This is a genomic window from Sphingomonas sp. H160509, assembly GCF_024124765.2.
In the GTDB taxonomy this organism is placed as follows: domain Bacteria; phylum Pseudomonadota; class Alphaproteobacteria; order Sphingomonadales; family Sphingomonadaceae; genus Sphingomonas.
On record NZ_JAMXSR020000002.1, the window covers coordinates 3,753,237 to 3,768,147 of the forward strand.

At 66.9% G+C, this 14,911-nt stretch carries 16 protein-coding genes and 3 pseudogenes; 11 read left to right on the top strand and 8 right to left on the bottom strand.

The features are described 5' to 3' along the window. Positions 1-23: 23 nt before the first annotated feature. The 4 genes and pseudogenes from NHF48_RS20310 to NHF48_RS20320 all read right to left on the bottom strand — a co-directional run bounded on the left by NHF48_RS20310 (position 24) and on the right by NHF48_RS20320 (position 2,542). Positions 24-623: a hypothetical protein gene (locus tag NHF48_RS20310; RefSeq protein WP_342454700.1), complete on the bottom strand. Its 600-nt coding sequence runs from the start codon at positions 621-623 to the stop codon at positions 24-26. Next, positions 541-900 carry a hypothetical protein gene (locus NHF48_RS25455; protein ID WP_342454701.1) on the bottom strand — a complete coding sequence of 120 codons (360 nt, stop codon included), beginning with the start codon at positions 898-900 and terminating at the stop codon, positions 541-543. The genes NHF48_RS20310 and NHF48_RS25455 overlap by 83 nt, the downstream gene beginning before the upstream one ends. After that, a complete protein-coding gene (locus NHF48_RS20315; protein ID WP_253072135.1) occupies positions 884-1,225 on the bottom strand; it encodes an MmcQ/YjbR family DNA-binding protein in 342 nt (113 codons plus the stop codon). Before NHF48_RS20315 ends, NHF48_RS25455 begins: the two co-directional genes overlap by 17 nt. Beyond that, a pseudogene (locus NHF48_RS20320) lies at positions 1,222-2,542 on the bottom strand (replication-associated recombination protein A). Before NHF48_RS20320 ends, NHF48_RS20315 begins: the two are co-directional and overlap by 4 nt. A gap of 303 nt (positions 2,543-2,845) precedes the next feature. Here NHF48_RS20320 and NHF48_RS20325 point away from each other — a divergent pair. Together NHF48_RS20325 and NHF48_RS20330 are read left to right on the top strand one after the other, a co-directional pair. Further along, positions 2,846-3,433 (top strand): PadR family transcriptional regulator, encoded by a 588-nt coding sequence (locus tag NHF48_RS20325; RefSeq protein ID WP_253072136.1) that lies wholly within the window; start codon positions 2,846-2,848, stop codon positions 3,431-3,433. 8 nt (positions 3,434-3,441) lie between these two features. Further along, positions 3,442-3,754: pseudogene (locus tag NHF48_RS20330) on the top strand (DUF2218 domain-containing protein). 110 nt (positions 3,755-3,864) lie between these two features. On the opposite strand, the gene NHF48_RS20335 reads toward NHF48_RS20330, so the two are convergent. Continuing rightward, the gene (locus NHF48_RS20335) at positions 3,865-5,016 is read right to left on the bottom strand and encodes a glycosyltransferase family 4 protein (RefSeq protein ID WP_253072137.1); all 1,152 of its coding nucleotides are present in this window, start codon (positions 5,014-5,016) and stop codon (positions 3,865-3,867) included. A 102-nt stretch (positions 5,017-5,118) separates the two neighbouring features. Between NHF48_RS20335 and radA the strand changes: the two genes are divergently transcribed. The 7 genes and pseudogenes from radA (at position 5,119) to NHF48_RS20370 (ending at position 10,974) form a co-directional block, all read left to right on the top strand. Then, complete coding sequence (radA, locus tag NHF48_RS20340; RefSeq protein ID WP_253072138.1) at positions 5,119-6,489, top strand: DNA repair protein RadA; 1,371 nt, start codon at positions 5,119-5,121, stop codon at positions 6,487-6,489. A 400-nt stretch (positions 6,490-6,889) separates the two neighbouring features. Further along, positions 6,890-7,222: a hypothetical protein gene (locus tag NHF48_RS20345; protein WP_056486220.1), complete on the top strand. Its 333-nt coding sequence runs from the start codon at positions 6,890-6,892 to the stop codon at positions 7,220-7,222. Between the two features lie 48 nt (positions 7,223-7,270). Continuing rightward, positions 7,271-7,832 (top strand): annotated as a pseudogene (locus NHF48_RS20350) (YkgJ family cysteine cluster protein). 59 nt (positions 7,833-7,891) lie between these two features. After that, complete coding sequence (locus NHF48_RS20355; protein ID WP_253072139.1) at positions 7,892-8,428, top strand: CvpA family protein; 537 nt, start codon at positions 7,892-7,894, stop codon at positions 8,426-8,428. A gap of 27 nt (positions 8,429-8,455) precedes the next feature. Further along, positions 8,456-8,887, top strand: coding sequence for an iron-sulfur cluster assembly scaffold protein (locus tag NHF48_RS20360; RefSeq protein WP_253072140.1), 432 nt, complete (start codon positions 8,456-8,458; stop codon positions 8,885-8,887). Next, positions 8,887-10,641 (top strand): cation:proton antiporter domain-containing protein, encoded by a 1,755-nt coding sequence (locus NHF48_RS20365; RefSeq protein ID WP_253072141.1) that lies wholly within the window; start codon positions 8,887-8,889, stop codon positions 10,639-10,641. The genes NHF48_RS20360 and NHF48_RS20365 overlap by 1 nt, the downstream gene beginning before the upstream one ends. A 6-nt stretch (positions 10,642-10,647) precedes the next feature. Further along, on the top strand, positions 10,648-10,974 hold the full coding sequence (locus NHF48_RS20370) for a DUF423 domain-containing protein (protein WP_133030553.1): 327 nt from the start codon (positions 10,648-10,650) through the stop codon (positions 10,972-10,974). Between the two features lie 85 nt (positions 10,975-11,059). Here the strand turns inward: NHF48_RS20370 and NHF48_RS20375 are convergent, their stop codons facing one another. From NHF48_RS20375 to NHF48_RS20385, 3 genes are read right to left on the bottom strand one after another with little or no spacing between them, the layout of a single operon-like run. Beyond that, positions 11,060-11,200 carry a DUF2256 domain-containing protein gene (locus tag NHF48_RS20375; protein WP_082444318.1) on the bottom strand — a complete coding sequence of 47 codons (141 nt, stop codon included), beginning with the start codon at positions 11,198-11,200 and terminating at the stop codon, positions 11,060-11,062. After that, positions 11,200-12,300 (bottom strand): 3-dehydroquinate synthase, encoded by a 1,101-nt coding sequence (gene aroB, locus NHF48_RS20380; protein ID WP_253072142.1) that lies wholly within the window; start codon positions 12,298-12,300, stop codon positions 11,200-11,202. The genes NHF48_RS20375 and aroB overlap by 1 nt, the downstream gene beginning before the upstream one ends. Continuing rightward, positions 12,297-12,860: a shikimate kinase gene (locus NHF48_RS20385; RefSeq protein WP_056062416.1), complete on the bottom strand. Its 564-nt coding sequence runs from the start codon at positions 12,858-12,860 to the stop codon at positions 12,297-12,299. Before NHF48_RS20385 ends, aroB begins: the two co-directional genes overlap by 4 nt. Before the next feature lie 103 nt (positions 12,861-12,963). On the opposite strand from NHF48_RS20385, the gene NHF48_RS20390 reads away from it, so the two are divergent. Further along, positions 12,964-13,098, top strand: a complete 135-nt coding sequence (locus NHF48_RS20390; protein ID WP_258191373.1) for a hypothetical protein — start codon at positions 12,964-12,966, stop codon at positions 13,096-13,098. Beyond that, positions 13,082-14,887, top strand: a complete 1,806-nt coding sequence (locus NHF48_RS20395) for a hypothetical protein (protein WP_253072143.1) — start codon at positions 13,082-13,084, stop codon at positions 14,885-14,887. The genes NHF48_RS20390 and NHF48_RS20395 overlap by 17 nt, the downstream gene beginning before the upstream one ends. The last annotated feature ends 24 nt before the right edge of the window (positions 14,888-14,911 follow it).

The following is a 14,911-nucleotide window of genomic DNA, read 5'->3' on the forward strand; positions in this document are numbered from 1 at the left end:
CCGGTGCGTCGCGACCCCATGCTTCAAGATACGCCGAAGGTCCAGCCCTCGGTTTGCGCGATATGCGATGTCATCGCCGCCGGGTGCCAGAGTTCGGGGCGATCGGCGTTGGCGCGGAGCCAGGCGGCGGTGAGGATCGCGTCGGTGGCGTGGTCGTCGTAGCGCGCAAGCGGTGCGTGCGGGTCGCTGCCGATCGCGGCCAGCGCCACGTCGAGTGCGCCCGCGTCGCGGATCTTGCTGAGCCCCTTGCGAATGCCGGCGGCGCGCGCGGCGATCGTGGTGTAGATCTCGACGATCACCGAACCTTCGGACGGTACGGGATCGAACGGCCAGACCGGCACGTGGCCGGCCAGCCTGTGCAGCACGCGCATACCGGTGAGGCTCGACTTGCCGACCTGCGCCGCGCCGACGAGGTTGAGGTTGCTGGTCGGACTCAATCCCTGCCGCCGCTGCGCCTCCTCGGTCACGCGGAGGCGGCCGGACCCTTCGAAGAACTCGCCCTTGCGCCCGCCGTGGCGACGCAGATGCCGCGCGACCTCGTCATGATCGACGAAGCTGCTGGCCCCCCAGATGAGGATCGTACGCGCAAATCCGTTCCACCAGCGCCCACAGCGCGCGCGCATTTGAGGGACTCTCTGCCCAGCCGGGAAAGAACGCGTCCTGGTCGATGAACGGAAGCGATGGCCCGAGATCGAGCCCGACCAGCGTATCCGGCGGCATTGCGTTCGCCAGCCAATTAAGCGCAGCAGTGCGCGACCAGCCGCCCTCGGCTGCGATCAGCGTCGGTGCAGCGGCCCCTTGCGCGCAGATCGCCACGGCGATCCCCGATTGCCGGGGACCGACGGCGCCCGACCAGTCGATCGCGGCGAAATGGCCGAAGCGGTCAGGGGCGATCGCCATACGCCTTTCGCTGCTTGGCCGATGCCTGATCCCACCATGCGCGGGCGATCACGTGGGCAACGCGCTCGGCATCATGCGTGCCGTGGCGGACCAGCAGGCCGGGCCAGGTCTCGTAATGCGCCGTCTGCCAGAAATCGTCGGGGTCGGTCGCTATCAGGACGGCCTTCTCGTCATGCGGGCTGCGGACGTGGAAGCTGCCATCAACATGGCCGGCGCTGACGAACATTTTCCCCCGCGTCTTGATCGCGGGCTGGCCGTACGACGTCGATGCCTCGGTCTCGGGGAGCGACAGCGCATACTGCGCGACCGCATCCCAATCCTTCACGACCGCTTTTCCGCGCGCAGGCCATCCCAATAGGCAAGCCGCTCCGACAGCCGCTTCTCGAAGCCGCGTTCGGTGGGCGTATAGAAGGTCTGCGCGCTCATCTCGTCGGGCCAGTAATCCGAGCCCGAGAACGCATCCTCCGCGTCGTGATCATACGCGTAGCCCTTGCCGTAGCCGATATCGCGCATGAGCTTGGTCGGCGCGTTGCGGATCGAGGCGGGGGGCATCAGCGAGCCCGTCTCGCGCGCCGATTTCCACGCCGCCTTCTGCGCCTTGTAGACCGCATTCGATTTGGGCGCGGTCGCCAGATAGACACACGCCTGCGCGATCGCGAGTTCGCCCTCGGGACTGCCGAGAAAGTCGTAGGTGTCCTTGGCGGCGATGCACTGGACCAGCGCCTGCGGGTCGGCGAGACCGATATCCTCGACCGCGGCGCGGGTCAGGCGGCGGAGCAGGAACAGCGGTTCCTCGCCCGCCGTCAGCATTCTCGCTAGATAATAAAGCGCGGCCTGCGGGTCGGAACCGCGGATCGATTTGTGGAGCGCGGAGATGAGGTTGTAATGCCCCTCGCGATCCTTGTCGTACACCGCGACGCGACGTTGCAGGAAGTTCGACAGCCCGGCGGGATCGAGCGGTTCGGGGAGGTTCACCGAGAACAGCGTCTCCGCCTGGTTGAGCAGGAAGCGGCCGTCGCCATCGGCGCTGGCGATCAGCGCATCCTTGGCGGGCGGGGTGAGGGGGGGGGGGGCGCTCCATCTCCGTCTCGGCACGGTCGAGCAACTGTTCGAGCGCACCGCGGCCGAGGCGTTCGAGGATCAGCACCTGTGCGCGGCTGAGCAAGGCGGCGTTGAGTTCGAACGACGGGTTCTCGGTCGTCGCGCCTACTAAAGTCACCGTACCGTCCTCGACATACGGGAGGAAGCCGTCCTGCTGCGCGCGGTTGAAGCGGTGTATCTCGTCCACGAACAACAAGGTTCGCTTGCCGATCTTGGCGTGCTCGCGCGCTTCGGCGAAGGATTTCTTGAGGTCCGCGACGCCGGAGAATACCGCCGAGATCGCGACGAACCGCAGGTCGACCGCGTCGGCGAGCAACCGCGCGATCGTCGTCTTGCCGGTGCCGGGCGGGCCCCACAGGATGATCGAGGACAGCCGCCCCGCCGACACCATCCTGCCAATCGCGCCTTCGGGGCCGGTGATATGATCCTGCCCGACCACTTCGTCCAGCGTGCGCGGACGCAGGCGATCGGCAAGCGGTGCGTTTTCGGGATGCGTTTCAGTTTGGGCGGCGGGTTCGAAGCCCGCGAAGAGATCGGCCATGCCAGCAAGATAGGGGCGGGGGGCCAGTTTGCCCATCCGTGGCCATCCAAGCGCGCTCGTCATCCCGAGACGTACCGTCTTCCTCCCAAGCATCGTCATCGTCACAAGCGTCGTCATCCTCGCGAAGGCGGGGATCCATCCTGGCTGACGGCATGCATGCTTGCGCGGTTCGAGGGTCTGGGTCCCCGCCTCCGCGGGGACGACAGGGGAAGGAGACATAAAAATTGCCGCGTACCTCTTGAACTAGAAACAGTCTGCGATATATCGCAACTTATGACTGAAGATATATCGGAGAACACTCAAATGCGTTTTGGTATGGGATATGGAGCCTGGACCGGTGGCCCGCGGTCTGATGGCGAAGGCCGGGGTCGGCCGGGTCACGAAGGCCACGGTCGACACGGACATGGACGCGGCGGCCCCGGTGGTCGGCGGCGGCTGTTCGATGGCGGCGAGCTGAAGCTCGTCATGCTGAAGCTGATCGCGGACGCGCCGCGTCACGGCTACGACCTGATCCGTGAGATCGAGGGGCTGACCGGGGGTGGCTATGCGCCGAGCCCGGGCGTCGTCTATCCGACGCTCAGCATGCTCGACGAGATGGGGCTAATCGAGGAGCAGCAGTCTGAAGGCGCGAAGAAGCGCTTTGCGGCGAGCGACGAGGGGCGCGCGCATCTGGCCGAGAATGCGGCCGTGGTCGACGGCCTGTTCGCGCGGCTGGCAGCGGTCGGGGCGGAGTCCGAGCGGACCGATGCCGCGCCGATCCGGCGGGCGATGGGCAATCTGCGTCAGGTGCTCCAGCACCGGCTGATGCGCGAGGACGTCAACGAGGATACGCTGCACGAAGTCGCGGTATTGCTCGACGAAGCCGCGCAGAAGATCGAGCGGCTCAAGTGAGCGTCTCGATGGCACGCGTGCCGACGCACTCGGCGAGTAAGTATCTCCAGCAGCTTGCCAAGCACTGGAGCCACAAGATGGAGGTCACCTTCTCGGAGGAAGAGGGGCCGCATCGCGTTCCCGAACGGTGCGGTTCTGGAGATGCGCGCCGACAGCGAAACGCTCGACGTCGCGCTGACGGTGCCGGAGGGGGAGGACGTGGACCGGATGCGCGAGGTGGTATCGAGCCACCTCGACCGCTTTGCCTTCCGCGAAGCACCGTTGACGTTCGACTGGGTCACGGCGCCCCTGAGCATAGCGCAACCTGCCCCCCCTCCCTGAAAGGGAGGGGCCGGGGGTGGGTAGGCCGGTTCGAGCCATCTACGCCTGAACATGCGGAAGCCGACCCACCCCCAACCCCCTCCCTTCCAGGGAGGGGGCAGGTCAGGGCATCACTTACCCCGCCGCGCCATCACCTCGAGATACGTGTCCAGCACGGTTTGGTTAATCGTATCCCAAAGATACCCGGCGGCCTTGTCGTGCCCGGCCCACCCCATCGTCTCTCGCAGGCCCGGCTCCGAAACGATCTGCCCGATCGCATCCGCGTAACCGGCGATATACGTCGGCGGCACCAGGAACCCGGTCACCCCGTCGTCCACCAGCCCCACAGCGCCCGAAGCTCGCGCTGCGACCACCGGCACGCCCGCTGCCATGGCCTCAAGAGTCACGTTGCCGAACGTCTCGGTCACGCTCGGATTGAAGAATACGTCCATCGACGCGACCGCGCGGCCGAGATCGTCGCCCGACTGAAACCCTGCGAACACCGCGCCCGGGACGCGGCTCGCAAACCACTCGCGCGCTGGCCCCTCGCCGATCACCAGCACCTTGTGCGGCACGCCGCGCTGTTCCAGCTCCCGAATCACGTCGGCAAAGACGTCGAGACCCTTCTCCTTCACCAGCCGCCCGAGAAACCCGACCGCGACCTCGCCGTCGGCAATCCCGCGCGCGCGGCGCCACTCGAGATCCCGGCGTGTCGGCGTGAAGCGATCGTGGTTCACGCCGCGCGACCAGATCGCGGTCGGCGTCGTCACGCCCCAGTCGCGGACGATCTCCGCCATGCCGCGGCCCGGCACCAGCACTTCGTCGACCCGGTTGTAGAAGCGCTTGAGGATCTTCACCATCACAGGCTCGAAGAACGCCATTTTGTAGTAGCGGAAATACGTCTCGAACCGGGTGTGAAACGACGCAATCGTCGTGAGACCACGGCGACGGCCATAGCTGACCGCGCGGTGACCCAAAAAATCGGGCGCCGACACGTGGATGATGTTCGGCGCGAACGCGTCCAAGTCGCGCCGGATCGCGGCCGGCAGCCCGCGTGCCATCTTGTACTCGCCGCGGCCTGCAGGCAACGGTAGCGATGGAACCGAAACCAGGTCGCCGACAGGCGGAAATGCAGGATTTGAATTGGTTGGCGAATAGACGCGGACCGTCACGCCCTTCGATAGCAGATGGCCGACAAGCAAGTTCAGCGTCTGGTTCGCGCCGTCGCGAACGTAGTTATAGTTGCCGCTGAACAGGGCAACGCGCAGGTCGGTGGCATTCATCGTCGCGCGGATAACGCCGTGTGCCGTCAAGCGCCACTAAATCCGCAACATAGGCTGGCCGCCAGCCATTGATGTTCCCGTATCGTTCTCGTATATCGGGGTATGGCGAAACCCCAGAAGCGTTACGTATGTCAGGCCTGCGGATCGGTGTCGCACCGCTGGGCGGGGCAATGCAGCGATTGCAGCGAGTGGAACACGCTGGTCGAGGAGGCGAACACCGCCGCTACGCCGTTCCATTCGAAGCATAATCTTCAGACCGGCGGCCGCGCGATCCAGCTCGTCGGGCTCGATGCCGAGATCAAGCTGCCCGACCGGATGGCGACCGGCATCGCCGAACTCGATCGGGCGCTGGGCGGCGGCTTCGTCGAAGGCTCGGCGACGCTGATCGGCGGCGATCCCGGCATCGGCAAGTCGACGCTGTTGTTGCAGGCTGCGGCGAAGATGGCGCTGGCGGGGCAATCGGTCGCGTATGTCTCGGGCGAGGAAGCGGCGGATCAGGTGCGTCTGCGCGCGCGACGGCTCGGGCTTGGCAATGCGCCGGTGCAGCTGGCGGCGGCGACCTCGACACGCGACATCCTGACGACGTTGCAGACCAAGCCGCCCGCGATGCTGGTGATCGATTCGATCCAGACTATGCATTCCGACCTGATCGAAGGCGCGCCCGGCACCGTGAGCCAAGTTCGTGCGTCGGCGCAGGAGCTGATCCGGTTTGCCAAGGAGCGCGGTACAGCCGTCGTTCTGGTCGGCCACGTCACCAAGGACGGATCGATCGCCGGCCCCCGCGTGCTGGAGCATATGGTCGACACGGTGCTGTCGTTCGAGGGCGAGCGCAGCCATCAGTACCGCATCCTCCGCGCGATCAAGAACCGCTTCGGCGGGACCGACGAGATCGGCGTGTTCTCAATGCAGACGGAAGGACTGGCGGAGGTCGGCAATCCGTCGTCGCTGTTCCTGACGCATCGTGATGACGCGATGACGGGGGCGACGGTGTTTCCAGCGCTGGAGGGGACAAGGCCGGTACTGGTCGAGATTCAGGCGCTGACCGTTCGGCTGGCGTCGGGCGCTACGCCGAGGCGCGCCGTGGTCGGCTGGGATTCGGGGCGTCTTGCGATGATCCTGGCGGTGCTGGAGGCGCGGTGTGGGCTGAGCTTCTCCAGTGCCGAAGTGTATTTGAACATCGCCGGCGGTTACCGGGTGCAGGACCCGGCGGCGGATCTGGCGGTTGCGGCGGCGTTGATTTCTGCGATGTCGGAGCGTCCAGTGCCGGTCGATGCGGTGGCGTTCGGCGAAGTCGCGCTGTCGGGTGAAATCCGCCCGGTCGCGCATGGCCCGCTGCGGTTGAAGGAGGCGAGTAAGCTCGGCTTCGAACGCGCGCTGGTGCCGGCGTCGATGACGGGGGAGAAGAGCGGGATGAAGCTGTCGGGGTTCAAGACGCTTGCCTCGTTCGTCGATCACATGATGGGGCGGGGTTAGGCACCCGAAACCTTGTTTCCCCGCGAAGGCGGGGACCCATACTGGGCTCCCGCCTTCGCGGGAGAACAAGGCAGCCGTCGTGACAGGGTGGGCGGCCCGTTGATATCCGATCGGATAACTCGCGCGCTAATGTCGCGTGCCTTGTCATCCTTTTATTGTTTGGCCTGATTTGACCAAAGAAGAGCCCCACCCCGGCGGAGGCCGGGGCCCAGTTGGGAAACGCTGCTGGCGACCGCTGCGCCTCGTTACCACGACCTCTCCAATTGGGCCCCGGCCTCCGCCGGGGTGGTGTAGTGAGGGCCGTTGTCGGTCGATCGGTCGATCGAGCTGCACGCGACGTCATCGTGGCGGACAGGTTCGGCCAAGCGGCGAACGCATGGCCTCTCGCGACAGCCATGCTATGGCCGCCAGCATGGCGAACACGAAAAGCAATACCGGTACCGTCGAGGTCGACGGCACCCGATACGACTGGCACCTTCAGCGCGAACCGCAGCACACGGATGCCGAAGGCTGGAAGGGCATGACGATCTCGTTGTTGCAGGACGACGCCAAACGCGAAGCCTTGCTCGAGTTCCCTGCGCCAAAACGCCTGTTGAAGGGGTTGCCGCGCGGGCGGCTTCAGATCGACGACGCGACGATCGCTCGCGGCGTGCGGGCGGCGTTGGCCGCGGGGTGGGAGCCGATGTCGCGTGGCAAGCCGATGGTCTTCACGGTGGATTCCGAAGGGAATTGAACCGTGGATCGGCGTGACACCCCGGCCCCGACGGACGCGCGCACGCCAATGCAAGCCCATACCGACGTGGAAACCGCGCTGCTGGGGCCGATCCTCCCCGATCGAGAGTGCGGAGATTGCACCGCGTGCTGCACCGAACTGACCGTGGATACCCCCCGAGTTCGCCAAGCCCGCGGGAACGCCGTGCATCCACCTCTCCAATAAGGGGTGCGGCATCCATGCGGTCCGCCCGCGCATCTGCCGGACCTGGTTCTGCGCATGGCGGCGCGTCGCAAGCCTGCCGGACGAGGCGCGGCCCGACCGGTCCGGGCTCCTCGTCTCGCTCAATTTCGTCAAGGAACCCCAAAACTGCCTCGAAGGCGTCTCGATCAATGTCCGCGTCCTCGCGGGCAGCGACGCGATCGCGAACGGCATGGCCGCCACCGTGCTCGACAGCGTCTGCGACCAACTCGTCCCGGTGTGGTTCAGCGACGGATCGAAGAAAATGCTGATGCATCCCGACAATGACGTCGCCCGCTTCGTGCTCTCGGGGGACGCAGCACCCGCGCATTTGCAGGTCGAAGTTGCCGCGTGGCGCGAGCGCTACGGTGTGTTCGGTTTGAACTACTAGAGCGCGTCGGTCGCCGCGCGCACTAGCGGTTCGCGCCGAGCGTCCCTATTCCAGAGACCATGAACCTCACCGCCCTAGACATCGTCGTCGTGATCGCCGTCGCAGGGTCTGCGGTGCTGGGGCTGGTGCGCGGGTTCGTGACCGAAGTGCTGTCGATGTTCGCCTGGGTGGCGATGGTGGCGATGTTGAAGCTGTTCCACATCCCGCTTGCCGCCGCGCTGTCGCCGATGGTCGGCACCGTCGGTGGTGCCGCGGTCCTCGCCTTCGCGATCATCACCGGGGTCACCTATATCGGCGGGCGGCTAGTCGCCAACGCGATCGGTGCGCGGACTCGGACATCGATCCTCGGCCCGGTCGACCGTGCGCTGGGCTTCGGATTCGGCGCGCTGAAGGGACTTATCCTCGCCAGCCTCGTTTTCCTGCTCGCGACGCTCGTCATCGACACGATGAGCGGCGGACCGTCGCGGCGGCCCGGCTGGATGACGACATCACGCACCTATCCGCTGCTCAACGCGACCAGCGCAGGGATCGCCGATTTCGTCGACCGCCGCCGCCGCGGCAAACCGGTTTTCGGCGCAACCACGCCCCCCTTCTAAATCCGATAACGCAAGCGAGCCGAAACCATGAGCGCGCCCCTCTACAATGCCGAGATCCTCCGCCTTGCCGCGACGATCCCGCACCATGAACGCCTCCTCGAGCCGATGGCGACCGCGGAGAAGCGCTCGCCGATCTGCGGCAGCCGCGTGACGATCGACGTCGCGGTCGACGACGAGGGCAAGGTCAGCGAGGTCGGCCTGCTGGTCCGTGCCTGTGCGCTCGGCCAGGCATCGTCGTCGCTCCTGGCGTCGAACATCCTTGGCCGCACCCCCGCCGAACTCGCCGCGACGCGCGACGCGCTGACGGCATGGCTTGCGCGCGAGGGCGATGCACCCGATTGGCCGGGGATGGACATCTTCACCCCCGCGCTCGACTACACCGCGCGCCACCCGTCGATCCGCCTTGCGTTCGAAGCCGCGGCCGAGGCTGCCGATACCGCTGCAAAGGCCAAAGTCTGATGGCGGAGGGGACGGCACCGTCGCTGCTCCGCGACGGCGTCGTACTGCTCGGGTCCGGGCTGATGTTCGTGCTGCTGTTCCGCCGGCTCGGGCTCGGTGCGACGCTGGGGTATCTGGTCGCGGGTGCGGTCGTCGGGCCGCATGTGCTGGGCCTGGTCGGCGACGCGGAATCTAAGCTCGGGTTCGCCGAACTCGGCATCACGCTGCTGCTGTTCATCGTCGGGCTCGAACTAAACCCGTCACGCCTGTGGAAGATGAAGGAGGAGATCTTCGGTCTCGGTCTTCTCCAGGTTGCGATTTGCGGCCTTGCGATCACCGCGATCGTCTGGGTCGGGGCGAAGTTCTCGCTCCCCGCCGCGCTCGCGCTCGGCCTGCCGCTGGCGCTGTCGTCGACTGCGCAGGTGCTGCCGATGTTGCGCTCGTCGGGGCGGATGCGCACCCCGTTCGGCGAACGCGCCTTCTCGATCCTGCTGTTCCAGGACCTCTCGATCGTCCCCCTGATCACGATCGTCGCCGCGATGAGCCGCAATCCGGCGGACGCGAACGCACCCCCCGGCTGGCTGCTGGCGATCTATACCGTGCTCGCGGTAGTCGGGCTCGTCGTCGCAGGGCGCTTCCTTCTACGCCCGTTCTTCCGGCTGATCGGCAATCTCGGTGAGCGCGAGATGTTCGTGTTCGCGGGGCTCTTTACCGTCATTGCCAGCGCCGCGATCATGGAATGGCTCGGGCTGTCGACCGCGCTCGGCGCGTTCATCGCCGGCGTGATGCTGGCGGACAGCCCGTATCGGCATGAACTCGAGGCCGACGTCGAGCCGTTCCGTTCGATCCTGCTCGGGTTGTTTTTTCTCGCGGTCGGCATGGTGCTCGACCTCAACGCGATCGCCGAACGTCCGTTCTTCGTGATGGCGATGGCCGCCGCGCTGATCGCGACCAAGACCAGTGTCATCATGCTCATCGGCATGGCGTTCAAGATGACGTGGCGTCAGGCGTTCGCGCTCGGTCTATTGCTTAGCCAGGGCGGCGAGTTCGGCTTCGTGCTGTTCGCGCAGGCGCAGGCCGGGCTGCTGATCGAACCACAGGCGGCGAGCCTGTTCGGCGCGATTATCACGCTGTCGATGGCAACCACGCCATTCCTGATGGGGATCACGCGGCGCTTCCGGACCGAGCCGATCGCCGAGGGGCAGGAGCGCGACGGCCCCAAAGTCGACGGTGCGAACGCGATCATCGTCGGCTATGGGCGGTTCGGCCAGACGGTCGGCCAGATGCTGCTCGCGCAGGATATCCCGGTGACGCTGATCGACACCGATATCGAGATGATCGACATCGCCGGCGAGTTCGGTGCGAAGGTCTATTACGGCGACGGCACGCGGCTCGACCTGTTGCGGCAGGCGGGCGCGTCGGAGGCGGAGATCATCTGCTTCTGCATGGACGGCGACCAGCTCGATCCGGACACGATCGAGGGCGTGCACGAGGCATTCCCGGATGCCGCGATCTACGTGCGTGCGTTCGATCGCCGCGCTCTGGTCAAGTTGAAGAACACGTCGGCGACGGCGGTGGTGCGCGAAGTGATGGAGTCCGCGGTGAAGATGGCGCGCCTGGTCATGCGCGGGCTCGAGATCGCACCGGCCGATATCGACCGCGCGGAGGAGCAATACCGGGCGCGGGACAAGGAGCGGTTGCAGTTGCAGATCGACTCCGGCGACATGCGCGCGGCGCGTGCCGAGACCGCCAAACGCTTTCCCTGGGGGGAATGATACGCAATGATCATCGCTATCTTGGCAGCGCTGTCCGGCGCGATCGCGGTCGCGGCGGGGGCGTTCGGGGCGCACGGCGCGAGTGGGTCGGCGGCGGAGTGGCTGAAGACCGGCGCGCAGTATCAGCTCGTCCATGTGGTCGCGGCGCTGGTTGCGGTGCGGATGGAGGCGCGGGGGCCGGCTTGGCTGTTCGTGGTCGGCGCGGCGATCTTCGCGTTGACGTTGTACGCGATGGCGCTGGGCGCGCCGCGCTGGTTCGGCGCGATCACGCCGATTGGCGGAGCATTGTTGATTGGTGGCTGGTTGTGGCTGGCTTGGAGTGCGCGCGGCTAAACAAAATTGTTTCCCCGCGAAGGCGGGGACCCAGTCTGGGCACCCGCCTTCGCGGGTGAACAATCTTCTTGCTGGTACTCTGACGCTACCGCTTCTTCCGGCACGCATCGGAGCAGTAGATCACGCTGTCCCAGTCTCGCGCCCACTTCTTCCGCCACGTGAACGGCCGCTCGCACGCGGGGCACACCTTCGTCGGCAGGTTCTGCTTGGCGACACCGTTGGGCATCAGCGGGGCTGCGCGTCGAGGAAGGTCTCGACGTCGGAGAGGTCGACCGTCTTGTCGAGATACGTCTGGCCGATCCCGCGCGCGAGCAGGAAGGGTAGAGTGCCCGCCGCCATCTTCTTGTCGTGGCGCATGTGGTCGACCAGCCGCGCACCGCTCGCGCCGATCTTCGCTGCCGCGAGACCGTCCGGGAGCCCTACATCGCGCCAATGCGCCGCAACGCGCTCGGCATCCTGTCCCGAGCAAATCCCCTGTGATGCCGAGAACCCGAACGCCAGCGAACAACCCGCCGCGACACCCTCGCCGTGGATCAGCGCCTGCGAGAACCCGGTCTCCGCCTCCAGCGCATGCCCAAACGTATGTCCGAGATTGAGCAGCGCACGCGTTCCGTTCGTCTCATGCTCGTCCGCGGCGACGATCCGTGCCTTGGCCGACACGCTGTGCGTGATCGCGTATTCACGCAGACCAATGTCGCCCGCGAGCAACGCGGCGCCATTCGCCTCGCACCATTCGAAGAACGCAAAATCGTCGATCAGCCCGTATTTCACGACCTCGGCATAGCCCGCGCGCAGTTCCCGGATCGGCAGCGTGTCGAGCACCTGCGGATCGATCAGCACCATCACCGGCTGGTGGAACGCGCCGATCAAATTCTTGCCGGCCTTGGTGTTGATCGCAGTCTTGCCGCCGACCGAGCTGTCGACCTGCGCAAGCAGGCTCGTCGGGATCTGGACGAAGTTGCACCCGCGCTTCAGGATCGAGCAGGCGAACCCGACGAGGTCCCCCATCACGCCGCCACCCAGCGCGACGACGTGATCGCCGCGCTCGACGCCGAGTTCGAGCAGCCGGTCGCACAGCATCTCCAGCGTCGCCCAGCTCTTGCTGCCCTCGCCCGGCGCGAGGACAATCGCCTCCGACGCGATCCCCGCCGCAGTCAGCGAAGCCTGTAATGTGGCTAGGTGGACCGACAAATTCCCGTCGGTGACGATCGCCACGCGCCGGCCCTTCGCGAGCGGCGCAAGGAACTCGCCAGCCCGCGCGAGCAACCCGGCTTCGATGTGGATCGGATAGGTCCGCGCACCCAGTTCGACGGTAACGGTCTTCATCGGCCAAGCGCCCTCAGGATAGCGGCGACGGTCGCTTCGTGCGGCGTCTTGTTGCTGACAATATGGATGTGCGCCTGCGCGTAGATCGGGTTGCGCACGCGCGCCAGTTCGGCGAGCACTTTCCCCGCGTCGCGGTTGCGCAGCAAAGGACGGGTATCGCGCCGGCCGACGCGCTCGACCAGGATGTCGGGATGCGCGCTGAGCCACACCGACACCGCATCGCGCAGGATCAGCGCGCGTGTGTCGTCGTTGATGAACGCGCCGCCGCCGGTCGCGATGATCTTCGGCGTGCCGTCGATCAGCCGCGCGATCACGCGGCGTTCGCCATCGCGGAAATACTCTTCGCCGTATTTGGCGAAGATCTCGGCGACGGTCATGCCAGACGCGGCCTCGATCTCGTGGTCGGCATCGACGAACGGCAGGTTCATGCGCAGCGCGAGACGGCGGCCGACGGTGGTCTTACCGACGCCCATCAGCCCGACGAGCACGATCGGGCGATCGATCGGGGCAGGGCGGCGACCGCCCGAAGGTCCGCCGGAAGGGTTGTGGCTTTGCAACATCGTAGCCCGCGCTATACAGCGGCTCCGCGCGAGGGCAAAAGCTCTTGGCGCGCGATATTTCGCCGATCGTCCACTACCCCCGTCCACTACAAGGTTACGTCGTATGTCCCGTTTCATCGTCTCGGTCGTCGTCGTTCTTGTGGTCGTGGTCGGCGGCCTGTTCCTGCTGGCGGGCCGCGCGACCGAGCGTCCGCAGAGCCACGTCGAAAAGGCCGTGACGCTTGCGAACCTCTCTTAAGGCATCCTTAGCGGCGGCGGTTGCCGTCGGAGCCTTGGTCGCGCTGGCACCCGCAACCGGCCAGGATCGCCCCGAATCGATCCTGCCGCCGGGGTTCGGCGAGCCGACGCCTGCGCCCGCACCGCGACCCACGCCGCCTGCCGGTACGCAGCCGACCCGTCCGACCGATCCCGCGCAACCGACCGCTCCGGCTCCGGCACCCGCGCAACCGGGTGCGATGATCCAGCCTTTGCCGCCCACTACGCCGGGCGACGCGCCGCTGGTGCCCCCTGTCGCAACGCCTGCGCCGGTCGATCCGGCCGTGCTTGCGCAATACGAGATGCCGGCGTCCGCGCGGCGCTCGCTCGCGACGGTGGGGCCGGTCACGGCTAGCGAAGGCGGTCTCGATACCGATGCCTTCGGTGAAGCAGACGGCCAATATGTCGAGACGCTGATGCGCCGCCTCAGTGCGCCGCTGCCGTCGCGCTGGATGTCGATCCTGTTGCGGCGTGCGCTGGTGTCGCATGTCGATACGCCCAGCCGCACGAACGGCGCGGACTTCGCTGCCGAACGCGCGTGGCTGTTGCTGCGGATGGGCGAATCGGTTGCCGCGCGTGCGGTCGCGCAGACCGTCGACACGGACAATTACACGCCGAAACTCTATCAGGTCGCGATGAACACCGCGCTGGCGACGGGCGATCCGGCGGGCCTGTGCCCGCTGGTCACGGGTGCGATGCGCTACGCCCCGGCGCGCGGCTGGACGATGGCGCAGGCGATGTGCGCCGGGCTGTCGGGTAACCCCGCGCAGGCGAGCCCACTGATCGCGACCGCCAAGCGTCGCAACGTCGCCAGCGGTGTCGACCTGCTGCTCGCGCAGAAAGTCGTCGGCGCTGGTGCGCAGGGGCGTCAGGCCGTGACGATCGAGTGGGACGGCGTCGACCGGCTGACCGCTTGGCGGTTCGGGCTCGCGACGGCGACCGGCGTTACGGTGCCGGACGAGCTGTACGGCACGGCGGGTCCGCAGGTGCAATACTGGCAGGCGCTGTCGCCCTCCGTCGCGCTCGGCGATCGACTGGCTCCGGCTGAGGCTGCCGCGGGGCAGGGGGTGCTGTCCAGCGCCGCGCTCGTCGACCTCTACGCTGCGGCTGCGACCGACGACGATACGCAGAGTGGCGCCACCGCGACCGCCAACGATCTCCAGACCGCCTATGCCGATCGCAACCCTGATTCGCGGCTCACCGCACTGCGTCAGCTGTGGGGCGGGGCGAACGCGCGTCCGAGCTATGCGCGGCTCGTGCTGACGGCGCGGGCGGCGTCCCGGTTGAACCCCAATCTTGCGAAGGCTGACGCGGATCTGCTGGTTGCTTCGATGCTGTCCGCGGGGCTCGATCGCACCGCGGCGCGCTGGCTGGGCTCGGTGCCCGGCGGCAGCGACGCCTGGGCGATGATAATGCTCAGCGATCCCGACGCCTATCGCCGCCTCAGCTATTCCGACCTTGCGTCCTACACCGGTGGCGAAGGCGATTCGGCGTTGAAGCAGCGCATGCTGTTCGCAGGGTTGGCAGGCCTTGGCCGTCTCAACCAAGGCGATATCGAACGCGCGGCACAGTCGCTCGGCGTTCGGATCGGCGCAGACAACGCCTGGACGCGGGCGCTCGATCGCGCTGCCCGCGACGGCCAGGCCGGGACGGTCGTCCTGCTCGCGGCGGTCGGCATGCAGGCGGGGAGCTGGAAGGACATCCCCCGGAGGCGCTGTACCGCATCGTCGGTGCACTGCGCGGTGTCGGTCTCGACGGCGAGGCGCGGATGATCGCGGCCGAGGCGATCGCGCGCG

Bases quoted from the DNA above. Each gene is read 5' to 3' on its own strand.
- NHF48_RS20310 (WP_342454700.1), bottom strand. From the start codon at position 623: ATGCGCGCGCGCTGTGGGCGCTGGTGGAACGGATTTGCGCGTACGATC.
- NHF48_RS25455 (WP_342454701.1), bottom strand. From the start codon at position 900: ATGGCGATCGCCCCTGACCGCTTCGGCCATTTCGCCGCGATCGACTGG.
- NHF48_RS20325 (WP_253072136.1), top strand. From the start codon at position 2,846: ATGCGTTTTGGTATGGGATATGGAGCCTGGACCGGTGGCCCGCGGTCT.
- NHF48_RS20335 (WP_253072137.1), bottom strand. From the start codon at position 5,016: ATGAATGCCACCGACCTGCGCGTTGCCCTGTTCAGCGGCAACTATAAC.
- radA (WP_253072138.1), top strand. From the start codon at position 5,119: ATGGCGAAACCCCAGAAGCGTTACGTATGTCAGGCCTGCGGATCGGTG.
- NHF48_RS20345 (WP_056486220.1), top strand. From the start codon at position 6,890: ATGGCCGCCAGCATGGCGAACACGAAAAGCAATACCGGTACCGTCGAG.
- NHF48_RS20355 (WP_253072139.1), top strand. From the start codon at position 7,892: ATGAACCTCACCGCCCTAGACATCGTCGTCGTGATCGCCGTCGCAGGG.
- NHF48_RS20360 (WP_253072140.1), top strand. From the start codon at position 8,456: ATGAGCGCGCCCCTCTACAATGCCGAGATCCTCCGCCTTGCCGCGACG.
- NHF48_RS20365 (WP_253072141.1), top strand. From the start codon at position 8,887: ATGGCGGAGGGGACGGCACCGTCGCTGCTCCGCGACGGCGTCGTACTG.
- NHF48_RS20370 (WP_133030553.1), top strand. From the start codon at position 10,648: ATGATCATCGCTATCTTGGCAGCGCTGTCCGGCGCGATCGCGGTCGCG.
- NHF48_RS20375 (WP_082444318.1), bottom strand. From the start codon at position 11,200: ATGCCCAACGGTGTCGCCAAGCAGAACCTGCCGACGAAGGTGTGCCCC.
- aroB (WP_253072142.1), bottom strand. From the start codon at position 12,300: ATGAAGACCGTTACCGTCGAACTGGGTGCGCGGACCTATCCGATCCAC.
- NHF48_RS20385 (WP_056062416.1), bottom strand. From the start codon at position 12,860: ATGTTGCAAAGCCACAACCCTTCCGGCGGACCTTCGGGCGGTCGCCGC.
- NHF48_RS20390 (WP_258191373.1), top strand. From the start codon at position 12,964: ATGTCCCGTTTCATCGTCTCGGTCGTCGTCGTTCTTGTGGTCGTGGTC.